Source organism: Myxococcota bacterium (assembly GCA_039030075.1).
Taxonomy (GTDB): domain Bacteria; phylum Myxococcota_A; class UBA9160; order UBA9160; family SMWR01; genus JAHEJV01.
On the sequence record JBCCEW010000003.1, the window covers coordinates 253,760 to 268,962 of the forward strand.

General features: G+C 68.4%; 14 protein-coding genes. 8 read left to right on the forward strand and 6 right to left on the reverse strand.

Features of this window, described 5'->3' with window-relative positions:
• Positions 1-121: 121 nt before the first annotated feature.
• Positions 122-1,054: a hypothetical protein gene (locus tag AAF430_04710; protein ID MEM7409523.1), complete on the forward strand. Its 933-nt coding sequence runs from the start codon at positions 122-124 to the stop codon at positions 1,052-1,054.
• A gap of 10 nt (positions 1,055-1,064) precedes the next feature.
• On the opposite strand, the gene AAF430_04715 is transcribed toward AAF430_04710, so the two are convergent.
• Positions 1,065-1,544 carry a hypothetical protein gene (locus AAF430_04715; GenBank protein ID MEM7409524.1) on the reverse strand — a complete coding sequence of 160 codons (480 nt, stop codon included), beginning with the start codon at positions 1,542-1,544 and terminating at the stop codon, positions 1,065-1,067.
• Between the two features lie 213 nt (positions 1,545-1,757).
• Here AAF430_04715 and AAF430_04720 point away from each other — a divergent pair, with 213 nt between their 5' ends.
• From AAF430_04720 to AAF430_04750, 7 genes are all read left to right on the forward strand, one after another.
• Positions 1,758-4,061, forward strand: coding sequence for an alkaline phosphatase family protein (locus tag AAF430_04720; protein MEM7409525.1), 2,304 nt, complete (start codon positions 1,758-1,760; stop codon positions 4,059-4,061).
• A gap of 8 nt (positions 4,062-4,069) precedes the next feature.
• Complete coding sequence (locus tag AAF430_04725; protein MEM7409526.1) at positions 4,070-6,082, forward strand: alkaline phosphatase family protein; 2,013 nt, start codon at positions 4,070-4,072, stop codon at positions 6,080-6,082.
• Between the two features lie 25 nt (positions 6,083-6,107).
• Entirely contained in the window at positions 6,108-6,308 is a 201-nt protein-coding gene (locus AAF430_04730) for a hypothetical protein (GenBank protein MEM7409527.1), read from the forward strand.
• Positions 6,309-6,328: 20 nt separating this feature from the next.
• Positions 6,329-7,147, forward strand: coding sequence for a hypothetical protein (locus AAF430_04735; GenBank protein MEM7409528.1), 819 nt, complete (start codon positions 6,329-6,331; stop codon positions 7,145-7,147).
• Positions 7,147-7,758 (forward strand): sulfotransferase, encoded by a 612-nt coding sequence (locus AAF430_04740; protein MEM7409529.1) that lies wholly within the window; start codon positions 7,147-7,149, stop codon positions 7,756-7,758. The genes AAF430_04735 and AAF430_04740 overlap by 1 nt, the downstream gene beginning before the upstream one ends.
• A gap of 222 nt (positions 7,759-7,980) precedes the next feature.
• Complete coding sequence (locus tag AAF430_04745) at positions 7,981-9,186, forward strand: aminotransferase class I/II-fold pyridoxal phosphate-dependent enzyme (protein ID MEM7409530.1); 1,206 nt, start codon at positions 7,981-7,983, stop codon at positions 9,184-9,186.
• Positions 9,187-9,251: 65 nt separating this feature from the next.
• Positions 9,252-9,713, forward strand: a complete 462-nt coding sequence (locus AAF430_04750; protein MEM7409531.1) for a hypothetical protein — start codon at positions 9,252-9,254, stop codon at positions 9,711-9,713.
• A 6-nt stretch (positions 9,714-9,719) separates the two neighbouring features.
• Here AAF430_04750 and AAF430_04755 read toward each other — a convergent pair whose 3' ends face one another.
• The 5 genes from AAF430_04755 to AAF430_04775 form a co-directional block, all read right to left on the reverse strand.
• On the reverse strand, positions 9,720-10,148 hold the full coding sequence (locus AAF430_04755) for a c-type cytochrome (GenBank protein MEM7409532.1): 429 nt from the start codon (positions 10,146-10,148) through the stop codon (positions 9,720-9,722).
• A gap of 55 nt (positions 10,149-10,203) precedes the next feature.
• Entirely contained in the window at positions 10,204-10,797 is a 594-nt protein-coding gene (locus tag AAF430_04760; protein ID MEM7409533.1) for a DUF3365 domain-containing protein, read from the reverse strand.
• Positions 10,790-12,196 carry a cytochrome c3 family protein gene (locus AAF430_04765; GenBank protein ID MEM7409534.1) on the reverse strand — a complete coding sequence of 469 codons (1,407 nt, stop codon included), beginning with the start codon at positions 12,194-12,196 and terminating at the stop codon, positions 10,790-10,792. The genes AAF430_04760 and AAF430_04765 overlap by 8 nt, the downstream gene beginning before the upstream one ends.
• A 26-nt stretch (positions 12,197-12,222) precedes the next feature.
• Positions 12,223-14,244, reverse strand: a complete 2,022-nt coding sequence (locus tag AAF430_04770) for an FAD-dependent oxidoreductase (GenBank protein MEM7409535.1) — start codon at positions 14,242-14,244, stop codon at positions 12,223-12,225.
• A 358-nt stretch (positions 14,245-14,602) separates the two neighbouring features.
• On the reverse strand, positions 14,603-15,127 hold the full coding sequence (locus tag AAF430_04775) for a methylated-DNA--[protein]-cysteine S-methyltransferase (GenBank protein ID MEM7409536.1): 525 nt from the start codon (positions 15,125-15,127) through the stop codon (positions 14,603-14,605).
• Between the last annotated feature and the right edge of the window lie 76 nt (positions 15,128-15,203).

Below are 15,203 nucleotides of genomic sequence, written 5' to 3' on the forward strand. Positions count from 1 at the left end.
GGGCCGTCCGAGGCTTTGCGATCATGTTCTCATAGATAGGGAGGGGGGATTCCTGGCCCCAGCCCCTCGCCGTGCAGAGGGGCCTTCGGCGGCTCCGGGAGCCAGCCGGTAGACTCGCGCGATGCCGCGGACCCCGCTCGATTCCCACCGGCCGCTCGCCGTCGCCGTCCTCGCGCTCGTGGCATCTGGCCTCCTCACCAGCTGCATCACCCGGCCGGTGAAGGAACCGGTCTTCTCGGAGCGGGGCGTCGACGTGAGCCTGCGCTCCGAGTCGCGCTTCTTCTCCACCGTCGAGAAGGGGTACGAGCACCCGGTGACGATCGCGCCCGTCCGCGTCGCGCACATCCTGTCGCGGATCGATCTTCGACCGCCCGAGGGCTACCTGGTCGCTCTCGAGGGAGAGCCGAAGAAGCGGGTGGCCGCGGTGCGGACCAACGCACTCTTCGAGATCGGCGAAGGCATCTCCCAGGCCCTCGCCGCGGCCGGCCCCGACCAGGAGGTCGTGGTGATGGTCGTCCGCGAAACCAAGCGCTTCGGGGTCTTCGACCACGACTACCTGACGAGCTTCCTCGTCTACGCCCGCGACGATCGCCTCTACCTACACATGGGCCACTTCGAGTGGGAGATCCCGAAGCGCCGCAAGGATCGCCTGCCCGAGCCGCGCGTCGGCAGTGCGCCCCAGCGCTACAAGATCCTGCCGAGCAGCGCGATGTCGCTGGTCAGCAGCCACAGCGTCGCCATCGACTGGCGCGACGCGGTGTTTGCGCGTCCCACCCGCACGCGCGTGCTGCCGAGCGGCGAGATCGTGCGCAAGACGATCCTGCTCGAGAGCCCGCCCGAGGTCGACGACATCGAAGATCCGGTAGCGCGCATGCCGGACGATCTGAGCCCGGAGCAGCTGCGTGCGCTGGCCGACGTCGAGGAAGACCGCCGCGAGGGGCGCATCACCGAGATCGAGTACCGCTCGCGCCGGCGCCGGATCCTCGATCCGCAGGCGTCTGCCTCCCCCGCTCCGTCGCCCGAGGGCGATGGCGCAGGCGGGGCCGGGAGCTGAGCGCGCTCCGCTACTCCACGTAGCCGAGGGAGCGGAGCATCTCGAGCTCGTCGCTGCCCTCGCTGGCCGCCTTCGCCGCGTCGATCTGGCCCTGGAGCTGGGTGTCGTCCGGGAACCGCTGCAGGCCGAGGTCGAGGGCCTGGATCGCGACCGTGCCGACGCCCGCGTTGCGCAGCTGGTCGGCGGTGGCGGCGTACTGGTCGGCGTTCATGTTCTGGGGCCGCTCACCGGCCAGCTTCGTCAGCTGGGCCAGGGCCGCCTCGCCCAGACCGTCCCGGGCCAGGGCTTCGAGCTTCACGAGTTCGAGCCCCCAGGCGGTGACTTCGTCGGCACCCGCGGCCAACCCCTGGTCGGCCGCCTGGAGCGCATCGGCGTAGCGCGTCTCGTTCAGGGCCTGGCGCGCCGTGGCGAGGGTGTCGCGAGCCGACTCCCCGCCACACGCGAGGACCAGGCCGACGAGGGTGAAAATCCACAGGCAACGCAGGCGCATGGGTCGCTCCTAAAGATGGGAATGGGCTCGCCCGATTCGCCCCCCCAGAGCCGCGCGGGTCGCGCCGGTCCTGCGAGGATCGGCGCCGGCGAACCACTCCTGGGTGGGGAGCGGCGAGCCTACCGTGCATCCCGCCCTCGTCCCCAGAGCCGCTCGGGCGGTCAGGTAGTCTATGATCCTCCGTTCGCCGGATCCAGGCCGGCCGAGTACTCCGTGAGCCACCACGCCCATTCCGCCCGCCCCGAGTCGCGCCCGCACCCCGCCCGCTGGTGGGCCGCGGGTCTGGTCCTGGCACTGGGGATCGCCGGTGCGCAGCAAGCCCATGCCTACATCGGCCCGGGTGCCGGCTTCGCGTTCGTCGGCTCCCTGCTCGTCCTGATCGCCACCTTCGCGATCGCCCTCTCCATCATCCTGACCTGGCCGCTGCGGCTGCTCTACCGGCTCATCACCGTGGGGAACCCCTACAAGGATGCCCAGAGCACGCGCGTCGTGATCCTCGGACTCGACGGGATGGATCCGGGACTCACGACGAAGTTCATCCGCGACGGACGGATGCCGAACTTCGAGAAACTCGCGAACCACGGCGTCTTCCGGCCGCTCGACACCAGCGTCCCCTCCATGTCCCCCGTCGCCTGGTCGACCTTCGCCACCGGCGTCGATGCGAGCCAGCACAACATCTACGACTTCCTCACGCGCGACCCCTGCAACTACGCGCCGATGCTGTCGTCGACGGACATCGTGAACGCGAAGCGGGTCGTGAACATCGGCCGCTATATGGTGCCGCTCGGCAAGGCGCGCATGAAGCTGCTCCAGAAGAGCCAGCACTTCTGGAAGCTCCTCGGCGAGAAGAACATCTTCTCGATCATCCAGCGCGTCCCGATCACGTTCCCGCCGGTCCCCTTCAAGAATGGGATGCTCCTGTCGGGCATGTGCGTACCCGACCTGCGCGGCACCCAGGGCACCTTCTCGTTCTTCAGCACCGAGACCCAGGACGGCGAGGCGAAGTTCGTGGGCGGTGAGCAGACGGTGCTGCGGCGATCCCCGTCGAAGGACGGGGGAAGCACGATCCGCTCGCGCATCGTCGGCCCCGACCACACCATGCTCCGCTCGGGCGGTCGCATGACCCTGCCCTTCACGCTCGAGATCGCGTCCGGCGCCGAGAGCGCCGAGATGACGATCGAGAGCGTGGAAGAGCCGGTGACCCTGAAGGTGGGCGAGTACAGCGACTGGGTGGAGCTCGCCTTCAGTGCCGGTCTGGGCATCAAGGTGCGGGGCATCGTCAAGCTCTACCTGATCTCGACGACGCCGGAAGTCCACCTGTACATGACGCCGATCCACATCGACCCGGAGAACCCGGCGATGCCGATCGCGCACCCCGAGGTCTACGCGATCTACTTGGCGAAGAAGCAGGGGAAGTTCGCGACGCTCGGGCTCGCCGAGGACACCTGGGCGCTCAACAACCGCGTCGTCGACGAGAAGGTCTTCTTCGAACAGGCGATGAGCTTCTACGAGGAACGCGAAGCGATGTTCCTCGACGCGATCTCCCAGACGAAGAAGGGCCTGGTGACGACGGTCTTCGACACCACCGACCGCGTCCAGCACATGTTCTACCGCTATCTCGACCCGACCCATCCGGCGAACGCCGGCAAGGACACGGAAGAGTGGAAGGACGCGATCGGTCAGGTCTACGAGAAGACCGACCAGCTGCTGGGCAAGGTCTGGGACCTCGTCGACGACCCGGACACGACGCTGATGGTGATCAGCGACCACGGCTTCACGAACTTCCGTCGCTGCGTCAACGTGAACACCTGGCTCCGCGAGAACGGCTACCTCTTCTTGAAGGACGAGAACGCCTCCACCAGCGGCGAGTACTTCGACGGCATCGACTGGTCGCGCACGCGCGCCTTCGCGCTCGGGCTCACGGGCATCTTCATCAACCGCAAGGGACGCGAGCGCTCGGGCATCGTCGAAGAGGGCAGCGAGTACCGGAAGCTGGTGCAGGAGATCGCGGAGAAGCTCGGACAGCTCGTCGACCCGGAAACCGGCGAGGAGTGCGTGCGACGCGTCGCCGTGTCCCAGCAGTTCTTCCGCGGTCCCTACCGCTTCGATGCGCCCGATCTGCTCGTCGGCTGGGAAGGCGGCTACCGACACAGTTGGGAGTGCGCGACGGGCCAGGTCACCGAGACGGTCTTCAGCGACAACGACCGCAGCTGGTCGGGCGACCACTGCGTGGATCCGTCGATCGTGCCCGGCATCTTCCTCTCGAACCGGCCGATCGCGGCCGAGGAGCCGCGGCTCATCGACGTCCCGGCCAGCGTGCTGCGCCTGTTCGGTCAGGAGATCCCCGGCTACATGCAGGGGAAGATGATCTTCCCCGAAGACGGTTCGCAGGGGAACGTGGCCGGCATGCTCGACCCGCACAGCCTGCCCCAGAGTGGCGCGGCCCCGGGCGCCCGCATCTTCCCCGAGGAGTCCGGGGAAACCGTCCCGGCGAAGCAGGCCCAGCAGTCCACATGATCCGAAAGATGCTCCGCTCCCACCGCTGGCTCGTCGGCGGAGTCGCGCTGTTGGCGGCGGTCCTGGCCGGGAGCGCCTTTGCGGCGAAGCGCCAGCCCGGCGTGTTCGTCGTCGGTGTCGACGGCATGGACCCCGACATCCTGAAGCGCCTGATCGCCGAGGGGCAGATGCCCGAGTTCGCGAAGCTCGCGGCCGAAGGCAGCTTCCAGTCGCTGGGCACTTCGGTTCCGCCGCAGAGCCCGGTCGCCTGGTCCAACTTCGTGACCGGTATGAACCCGGGTGGCCACGGGATCTTCGACTTCATCCACCGCGATCCGGCCACCTACAAGCCGATCTCCTCGGCGACGCCCCCGGTCGACGATCCGGGCAGTGCGGTGCACTTCTTCGGCTACGTGATCCCGACCAGCGCACCGGAAGTGGTCAACAACCGCGGCGGCACACCCTGGTGGGACGTCCTGACCGACGAGGGCGTGAACGTCGAGGTCTACCGGATCCCGGGCAACTTCCCGACGCCCCCGTCGGACGCGCGAGTCCTCGGCGGCATGGGTACGGTCGACCTGCGCGGCGGCTTCGGCACCTACACCCTCTACACGGACCAGCCCGTCGAAGAAGATCCGAAGGGCGACATCCAGCGGGTCAAGGTCCAGGACTTCGACCTCGACGGGCAGGGCGACACGGTCACCGCGATCCTGCGCGGGCCGCCGGATCAGTTCCGGCTCGAGCCGGGCGCCATCCCCGGCGACGACGACTATCTGACGAAGGGCGTCACCGTCCACCTCGGCGCCGAGCGCGGCTCGGCCGTGATCGAAGTCGACGGTCAGCGCGCGCTGCTGCGCGAGGGCGAGTGGTCGCCCTGGCTGGAACTGAACTACGAAGCGCTGCCCTTCGGTCTCGTCACCGTCTCCGGCACGGTGCGCTTCTACGCGAAGCAGCTGTTGGGCGGCTTCCAGCTCTACGCGTCGCCGGTGAACTTCTCGCCGGCGAACCCGGCCACGCCCCTCACGAGCCCCGACGATTTTGCGAACGAGCTCTACGAGAGCCTCGGCTTCTACTACACCCAGGGCATGCCCGAGGAGACCGACGCCCTGAAGGACGGGGTCTTCGACGACGACGACTACATCCGGCAGGTCGCGCTCGTGCAGGAGGACACCCAGCGGATGGTGTCCCTCGCACTCGAACGCTTCGAGCCCGGCGACGCCACCTTCGTCTACCTCTCGGATGTCGATCTCCAGTGCCACATGCTCTGGCGCCACGGCGATCCGAAGCACGCCGATGCGCCGCCCCACCCGGCGCACGATCCGGCGACGGCCCCGAAGCACGAACACGACATCGAGGGCTTCTACCGCGACGTCGACCGCGAGCTCGGTCGCATTCGCGAAGCGCTGCCGCCCGACACCCTGCTCGTCGTCATGAGCGATCACGGCTTCCAACCCTATACGCGGAAGTTCCATCTCAACGGTTGGCTGCGCGAGCAGGGCTTCCTCGCGCTGAAGGACGGCGCGACGACCGGTCAGATCGTGACCGGCGACGTCGACTGGTCCAAGACGAAGGCCTACGGGCTCGGCTTCAACGGTCTCTACCTGAACGTGGCGGGCCGCGAGGGCGAGGGCAGCGTGGCGCCGGAAGACGTCGACGCGCTGGTGGAAGAGCTCAGGACGAAGCTCGAGGCAATCGTCGACCCCAAGACCGGCGCGCGGGCGGTGTTCCGAGTGGACCGCGCCGTCGACGTCTATAGCGACGAGCGGCGCGCCGAAGGCCCCGACCTGATCGTCGGCTACGACCGCGGGTACGGCGCATCGGACGAATCGACCCTGGGCGAGATCACCGAGGCGATCCTCGAAGACAACACCTCGCGCTGGTCGGGCAACCATCTGATGTCACCCGACGTCGTGCCGGGAATCTTGCTGGTGAACCGCAAGCTCGCCGGCGCCGACTACGATCTCACCGACCTCACCGTCACCCTGCTCGCGCACTATGGTGTGGAGCCGCAGCCAGGGATGGTGGGCGAGGCCATTCGCTAGCGCCCTCGCGGGCAAGGAGAAGCGCATGTTTGGAGGCAACCAAGTCAAGGTCAAGATCGACCGCGACCTCTTCGATCGGGTCCGCAAGGTGGCCGACGTCGCGGGCTACGCGACGACCGAAGAGTTCATCGTCCATGTGCTGGAGAAGGAGATGCTCCACTTCGAGGACGCCGGCTCCGACGACGACATCCGCGAGCGGCTGAAGGGTCTCGGCTACATCTCGTAGCGCCCCGCCTGCCGCGCCCGATGCAGACCTTCAACCAGATCTTCAGCGCCATCTTCGATGTCGTGCTCGCGCCCTTCGGGCACGAGCCCGCCGCGTTCGACCTGGTGGTGTGGCCGGTGCTGATGGGCGTGTTGGCGATCGCGGTGTACAAGCTCGTCTCGAACCAGAAGGCGCTCACCCGGGTCAAGAGCCAGATCAGCATGCGGCTGCTCGAGATCCGGCTGTTCAGCCACGACATCGGGCAGGTGCTGCGCTCGACCGGCGCCATCCTCTGGAAGAACACGCTCTACCTGGGCAACCACATGATCCCGATGGCGGTGATGCTCGGCCCGTTCGTGGTGATCCTCGCGCAGCTGGTCGCGAACTACGCCTACACGCCCTCGCCGCCGGGAGCCGTCGAGCTGCTCCACGTGCGCCTCGATCCCGATGCGGGCGTGCCAGCGCGCGAGGTGCAGCTGACCCTTCCCGAGGGCGTCGTGCTCGATGCGCCGCCGGTGCGGACGGCCGATCACCAGGCGTTCTTCCGGCTGCGCGCCGAGCAGCCGGGCGACCACGTGCTCGCGGTCGACGTCGCGGGCGAACGCTTCGAGAAGGGGTGGGCCGTCGGAGGGGACGCCCGCAAGGTGCCGCTGAAGCGACTACGCGGACTCGAGGCAATCCTCTACCCGGGCGAGGCCGCCTTGCCCGGCAACGGTCCCGTACTCGGGATCGAACTCGAAACCCACATGCGCGCGCTGGGGCCGCTGCCCGCCGGCGAGCTCGGCATCGTGCTCATCACCCTGGTGCTGTCCCTCGTCGCCGGCTTCGCGGTGAAGGGCCTGTTCGGAGTGACCATCTGATGCTCCGCGCCCTGCGCAAACTCTTCGGCGGTGATCGCGGCGAGCCGCTGGTGGTCGTGAGCGGGCTGCCGCGCTCGGGCACCTCCATGATGATGCGAATGCTCGAGGCCGGCGGCGTGCCCATCCTCTCCGATGGTGAGCGCGAAGCCGACGTCGACAATCCGAAGGGCTATTTCGAGCTCGAGCGCATCAAGGATCTCGAGAACGAGACGGACAAGTCGTACCTGCAGGCCGGGCGAGGCAAAGCGGTCAAGGCGATCTCCTTCTTGATCAAGGATCTGCCCGACGACAACGACTACCGGGTCATCTTCATGCGCCGCGACCTCGACGAAGTGCTCGCGAGCCAGAAGAAGATGATCGACCGCCTGGACCAGGGCGACACGAGCGCCGAGGACGAGGCGATGAGGGAGGCCTTCCGCAACGACATCGTGCGGGTGCGCCTCTACTGCAGGAACCACGAGAACTTCGAGCTCATCGAAGTGCACTACAAACAGGCCGTCGAAGACCCGGCCGCCGTCGCCCAGGAGGTGAACGCCTTCCTCGACGGAAAGCTCGACGAGACCGCCATGCGCGAAGCCGTCGACGCGAGCCTGTACCGGAATCGGCGCTGAGCGCGGCGGCAGCGAAGCGCCAGAGCGCTGCCCTGGAACCGCGCCGACGCCGCCAACCGCTATTTGACTTGGGGTGGCTTCCTTCGTAGCCTGGAGATCCGGGTTCGAAAAACCGGGTGATTTCCGGTGCTTGCAGACCCGCGAACCCCGGGGATCCGATCGTCCAACGGCCTCTCTGGGACCCGCATCCGCGCTGCTAAGCACCCACTCTGTGAGGCCAAGATGAGCAAACGCCCTGCATCGGCGGGGGGTTCCGGGCATTCCGGGGATTCCACCCGGGCGGTCCATGGCGGTGAGCGCGCCCACCAGGCGACCGACGCCGTCACCACCCCGATCTATCAGACCTCGACCTTCTGGTTCCCCGACAGCGAGACCCTGGCCGCCTTCCAGGAAGGCCGGGCCACGCGCGAGGAGTACGGCCGCTACGGCAACCCCACCTGGCAGGCGGTCGAGCGGAAGCTCTGCGAGCTCGAAGGGGCCGAGGAAGCCGTCCTCGCCGCCTCGGGCATGTGCGCCCAGACGACGCTGTTCCTGGCGCTGCTCCCGAAGGGCAGCCACTTCGTGATCACCAGCGACTGCTACCGGCGCACCCGCCAGTTCATCGAGCAGTACCTGACGAAGCTGGACGTCGAGACCACGATCATCGACCCGAGCGACACGAAGCAGCTCGCCGACGCCCTGCGGCCCGAGACGCGGCTCTTCTTCACCGAGAGTCCAACCAACCCGTACCTGCGCGTGATCGACGTGCCCGAAGCGGTGCGCGTGTGTCACGCCCAGGACGTCGAGGTCGTGATCGACTCGACCTTCGCCACCGCGGTCAACCACCGCGCCCTCGACGACGGCGCCGACTACGTGGTGCACAGCGCAACGAAGTACCTCGGCGGTCACAACGACCTGCTGGCGGGGGTCGTGCTCGGGAGCAGCGAGAAGATCGCGCCGGTGCGCGAGGCGATGGGCGTGCTCGGCGGTGTGATCGACGCCCACGCGGCGTACCTGTTGCTGCGCGGTCTGAAGACTCTCGGCATCCGCATGGAGCGTCACAACGCCAACGGCGTCGAGGTGGCCGAGTGGCTCGAAGCCCACCCGAAGGTGCGTCAGGTCTGGTACCCGGGGCTGCCCAGCCACCCGGACCACGGCACCGCGAAGAAAATCATGAAGGGCTTCGGTGGCGTGGTGACCTTCGAACTCGATACGAGTCTCGAGGGCGCCTTCCGCTTTACCGACGCCTGCGAGATCCCGTACCTCGCCCCGAGCCTCGGCGGCGTCGAGAGCCTGATCGAGGTCCCCGCGCTGATGTCGTTCTGGGATCGCACCTCGGAAGAGCGTGCGGCCCTGGGCATCCGGGACAGCCTGGTGCGCTTGTCCGTCGGCATCGAGGACCCGGCCGATCTGATTGCCGACCTCGCCCAGGCGCTGGAACGGATCTAGCGCGGCGTCGTGACCCCGTGACGGATCACTCGAGGTTCCGCGCGTTCGATCGGTCGAGGCGACGGGTGCAACGACAGGTGCGCGCGCTCGGCGCCCTCGTGCTCGCCGCCAGCGTGCTGGGTGGGTGCGCGAACCTCGTGCACGGCAAGACCCAGCGGATCACGATCGACTCCGAGCCCCGCGGCGCCCTCGTCATCGTGCACCCCTACGGGCGCACCCTGAAGACGCCCGCGGAGACCGAGCTCGAACGCTGGCGCGACTACTGGGTCGAGTTCCGCCTGGAGGGCTACGAGACTACGACGGTCGTGCTGCGCAAGATCGACAACGGCACCACCGCGTGGAATTGGTGGGCGGGTGGGGTCCTGCTGAGCTGGGTTGGCTTCATGATCGATGCGGACAGCGGAGCGAGGTATTCCTTCGTCCCCGGCGACCTCTTCGTGACGTTGGTTCCCGAGCAAGAGGCTGCCGCTTCCGAAGCCGACGGCACGCCATCGATCGAAGAGAAGCCGGACGAACCCGGGAAGTAGCGTCGGCTAGGAGGCCGGCACGCGCGACGTCATGAAGCGGACCGCCGCGCGCACCTCGTCGTCGGAGAGCGCGGCGTTGCCGCCGCGCGCGGGCATCTCACCCACGTCACCGTAGAAGCCGTCGAGTGCGTGCTCGTAGAGCACGTCGAGGCCCTGTGCGATACGCGGACCCCAGAGCTCGGCGTTGCCGATCAGCGGCGCCCCGCCGAGACCGATCGAGTGGCACTGGATGCAGGTGCCGGTCCAGACGACGCGCCCGGCCTCGAGGTCGGGGTCCTCGAGGGGGGTCGTCCAGACGGACGGGGCGGGCAGTGGTGGTGATCCACCGTGACCCGACGACGCCGTCTTCGGTTGACTCAATACCTTGAACGTGGCTTCGCCCTCGGGCTTCGCTCCCGCGTCGGAACAGCCGGCGGTCGCCAGGGCGAACGCCAACCACCACGTGACTCCTCGTTGAGCCCGCGGTCGCCCGAGGATTCGGCCCATCGGTTCAGCCACTCAGCGGGATCCGCAACACCACGCCGCCCATCACGTCTCCGAGTTCGAAGTCGGACTTCGGCGTGTCCTTGTGCTCGTTGTGGCAGCTCACGCAGGCCGGTGCCACCGCCGTGTCGGCGTAGACCGCCGTGAAGTACTTCTGACCACCGAGTTCTTCCTCGGCGTAGAAGTTCTCTCCCTTGTTGTCGGCGACGAACTTGAGTCCGGCCTTCTCGACGTCGGTGCGCGCCGTGTTCTGCTTGTTGATCGGCCACTGGGAGAGCAGGGCGTAGCTGAAGCCCACGTCCTTCTTCGCGACCATCTCGGCGCCCATGCGGAACATCTGGGCGGGCAGCGGGAGAGCCGGCTCTTCCTTCCAGTGCTCGCTCGCCTTGATCACTCCCTGCTCCTTCACCAGACGGTTGACCACATTGCGGGTGTAGACCGTGCGGTCGGATTCCATGACCGCATGGAGCGCATCGGCCATCAGCTGCGGTTCGATGCCCCCGCTGGCGGCCTGGGGCGCCGGCTGGCAGGCGACCACGAACAGCCACCCCGCACCCAATGCGGAGAGCCCGGTCAGTCGGTTTCGGATTCGTTCATTCATGCTCGTTCTCCTTTTCTTCTTTCCATGGGGGTGTCCGGCCTTCCAACTCCCAGCGAAGGACGGACGCAAAGTGGATGCTCTCGACCTCGACCGAGGACGAGCCGCGGAAGTTGCGCGCGACGAGTGCGGGGTCGGCGAGGGCGTCGAGCGAGAAGCCGAGCCCGTGGCAGTCGAGGCACACGGAGCGAATCATCTTCTCGTTGGGCCGCAGGAAGTCGTTCTGGTTGTGAGCGACGCGGCGGCGGCCGAGGCGCGAATCGTCGATGCGGGGCAGGTGACAAGTGGCACACGACACACCGCTACCGGCCGGCAGCCGTCCCGCGCTCTCGTCTTCCCACAGGCGCGCGTGCACGGAGTCTGCGTAGGCCGTCGAGTGATCGTCGGCGTGACAGCCGAGGCAAGCGTCGACGGCGGCGCTGCGCCGATCGAAGCCATGCGCACTGTGACAGGTGTTGCAGTCGAGGGCGTGTTCGGCGGCGTCTTCGTGCATCGGGAGGCGAGCGAGCGACGGCGTCATCGCGGGGAGTCCCGCCGCCAGCCGCATGCCGTGCCGACCGGCCAGGAAGCCCTCGCGTTCGGCCACGTGACACGACTGGCACGCGTCGGGGCCCGGGCTCTCCGTCCATGCCTGCCCCTTGGGCGCGTGGCAGTCGCCGCAGTTCACTCCGGCTTCGGCGTGGCTGGTGCCGTCCCAATCGGCGACCCAGTCCGCGAGGTCTTGACGCGCAGGCGCGTCGTGGTCGGAAGCCGAGAGGGGCGCACCCGACACCAGCTTCGCCTCGACGGACCAGGCGCGGAGATCGCTCGCCGGCAGCCGCGGCGACTGCTTGTGAGGCGGGTCGCTGCGGTGCTCGACGAGGAAGTCTTCGTAGAGCGCGCGGTTGTCGTGAAAATTGTGACAACCGCCGCTCGCACACGAGTCGAAGGGAAGGTCGCGGTGGGTGGGACGATCCTCGCCAATGTCTTCGTGGCAGCGGTGGCAGTAGTCGCCGGGGAGGCTCAGCCCCATCGTCGTGGTGACCTCGGGGCGATGCTCCTGATGGCAGGTGATGCAGTAGCGCGCGTCCAACACCGCGACGCGATCGGCGTTGCGCGGATCGGTGAACTTCGACTTCGGGTGGGAATCGTCGACGCGCTCGAGTTCGGCGCTGTGACAGTCGATGCAGGCGTCCTGCAGCACGTCCGCGTTCGAGAAGTTCCCGGTGTGGCAGCTCTCGCAGGCGAGCTCGATCTGGTAGTGACCATCCGTCGTCGCACCGGGCAGGAACACGGTCCGCTTCACCGGCAGCGACTCGATCGCGTCAGGCCGGAACATCAACAGACCCAGGAGCGCCGTCGCGACGACGCTGGCTCCGATCCACAGCCACACCTTCCAGGTCACCGCGAGCGCCCCGCGCATGCATCCAAGCGACTCGAGTGCATCGGCTAGTACATGTAGACCGAGAGAACATGGAACCCGACCAGCACTGGCATGGGCCAGAAGAGGACGATGTGCGCCGCCGTCCAGGCGCGGCGCAGGCCGCCGCCCCAGGGCGAAGGCAGGCGGTGCTCGAGGCTGGTGACGAGTGCCGTCAACGACCCGAGCAACACCACGCCGAGGAGACTCGTCATCAGCGCGAAGTTGAGGTTCTCGCCCAGACGAAAGCCGGTATGCCAACCGATCCCAGCGACGGTGGAGACGCCGAGGACGGTGTGGACGAAGCGCCAGTGCGCGAAGCTCCCCGCGCGGAAACGCGGCCAGCGTTTTCGCAGAGAGAGCAGCAGGCTCGCGACGCAGGCCGCCAGCAGCGAGTAGCCGCTCACCTGCTTCCACCAGGCGTCGCGCCAGAGGAAGTCGAAGCTGGGCGTTTCGAGCACCGACGTCGTCATCGGAATCGGCCCGACCGTTGCGACGACGGCCAGGGCCGCGAGCCCGACGAGGGCCGCGATCCCCAAGCGCCGGCCGGCACTCTCGCGCTGCGCACCGATCCGCTCGCCCGCGATCTCCTCGAGGAGCGGTTTGCAGGAGCCGCACACACTGCCGGCACCCGTGCTCTCGCCCAGCCGCTGACTGGTGCGCGCCCCCTCGGCGAAGGCCTTGCGAACCGCGCCGCAGGTGACGCCGGTGCAGGTGCAGAGCACCGCGCTGTCCGGCCATTCCGCGAGTTCGGGCCCGAGCCCCTCCCCCCACAGGCGCCCGCTCTTGGCGAAGCGGCGCTCCTGGCGAACACCGACGCGCGCGCCGCGCGCGACCGCCTCCTGGAGACGCGGGAACTCACCCCCCGTCCCCAACTCGCTGGCGCCGACGATGCAGCCGTCCTGGAGCAGGACGCGGCGATAGCGTTCGCCCTCCTGCCACGTGAGTGCGCGGTAGCCGGGCCCGTCCTCGAGCACGTCGCCGACGCTCGACACCGCGATGCCTTCGACCTTCAGGGTCGCGGACGGGACGGCCGGGGAAAAGCTCCCCTGGCCACCGAGCAGGCGGTCGACCAACGCCTCGGCCATCGCGTAGCAGGGGGCGACGAACCCGTAGAGGCGGCCTGCGTGTCGCGCGCACTCGCCGATCGCCGCGACGTCCGGGTCCGAGGTCGCGAGCGCGTCGTCGACCTCGATGCCGCCGCCGTGGTGACACGCGATCCCGGCCTCGCGCGCCAGTTCGTCGCGCGGGCGGATTCCGGTTGCGACGACCACGGCTCCCACGTCGAGCGACTCGCCCGAGGGCAGAGAGAGCGCCAGGCCGCTCTCGGTGGGCGTGATCGCGTCGACCGGCGCCTGCACCCGGAACTCGATTCCCAGCGACTCGAGTCGCCGCTGCAAGACCTCCGCCCCTTCGCGTTCCAGCTGACGTGTCATCACGTGGGGCGCGCGCTCGAGCACCACCACCTCGAGGCCCTGCTCGCGCAACGACGCAGCGGCCTCCAAGGCCAGCAGCCCCCCGCCGAGGATCGCGACGCGCTCGGCATGGCGAGCCGCGTCGGCAATGCGCTCGACGTCATCGAGGGTGCGATAGGGGTACACACCCTCGAGGTCGATCCCCGGGATGTCGGGCAACCAGGCCCGCGCGCCGGTCGCGAGCACGAGCTGGTCGTAGGACACGTCCCGTCCGGCGTCGGTCGTGACGCACTTGCGCCCGGGGTCGATCGCCGAGACCCGCTCCTTCAGGCGCAGTCCGATGTGGTGGTGCTCGTACCAGTCGTCGTCCCGCAGGCGCAGGGCGGAGGGAGCGCCTCCGTCGAGTACCGCGCCCAGGTGGACCCGGTCGTAGGGAGCCGTCGGCTCCTCGGAGATCAAGCGGATGTGGAAGTGCTCCGAGCCGCCGCGGGCGACAAGGCGTTCGACGAGGTGCTGCGCGACCATCCCCCCGCCCACGATCACGAGACGCGCTGCGGTGTCGGCAGACTCCGCGCGGTCGGTGGGGGCGGTGTGGCTCCGAGGTCGGCTCCAGAAGTTCGCGGCGGACCCGCTCATGCGAGCCCTCCCACGTGGGACACACTTCGTTCTCGGGGCTTCGGAGATCCTGAGCTCCGAAGCCGGACGCGCACGTCGGCCCTCGCACCCGCGGTCGGCTCGTGCACTGCGCACATCGGCATGCGCTGCGACGGTTCAAGATTCAGGCCAAGTCGACCCCTGGCGGGGCAGGAAGACCCAAGCCGCGACCGCCGGGCGGGTCCGATCCCAAGCGCGTCGGGAAGGGAGCAGGGGTGCGCGTTCGAGCGCGTGCCGGCTTGCGCTCGCATGGGCACGTACGCGAAGCGTGCGCGCCTGGATGCTCATGATTGGCGCATCCCTGCTCGAAAGCTGGTCGAGCCGGACGGGGCGCGATCGCTTAGAGCAGATCGCCCTGGCGCGGTTGGGCATGCTCCAGCGCCAGGAGCTTCGCCTTCACGTCGAGGCCGCCGGCGTAGCCACCGAGCTTTCCCCCCGTGTTCACCACGCGGTGGCAGGGCACGATCAGCGAGACCGGGTTGGCGCCGTTCGCCGCACCCACCGCTCGCACCGCCTTCGGACGCCCGACGCGCTGGGCGAGGTCGGCGTAGGTGATCTTGTCTCCGAAGGGAATCTCGCGCAGCGCGGACCACACCTCGAGCTGGAAGGCGGTGCCGCGCAGATCGAGCGGTACCTCGAAGCGCTTGCGCTTGCCCTCGAGGTATTCGATGAGCTGCTTCACGGCCATGCGATTCGGCGCAAAGCCCTCTTCGAGCCGCGCGCCGGGAGCGCGTTGGGCAAGCCAACCGCCAAGGCCGCGGCCGCTGTGGTGGGGTAGCTCGACGAAGCAGAGTCCTGCGGCCGTGGAGGCGACGCGCAGTGTGCCGATGGGGGAGTCCACGCGGGTCGTGTGGACGGTCTCCATGGGCGCGCAACATACCATCGACCGCCGGTTTTTTGACGACGAAAAGACCGGGGCCCGCGCTTTCGTGAAGCGCGCC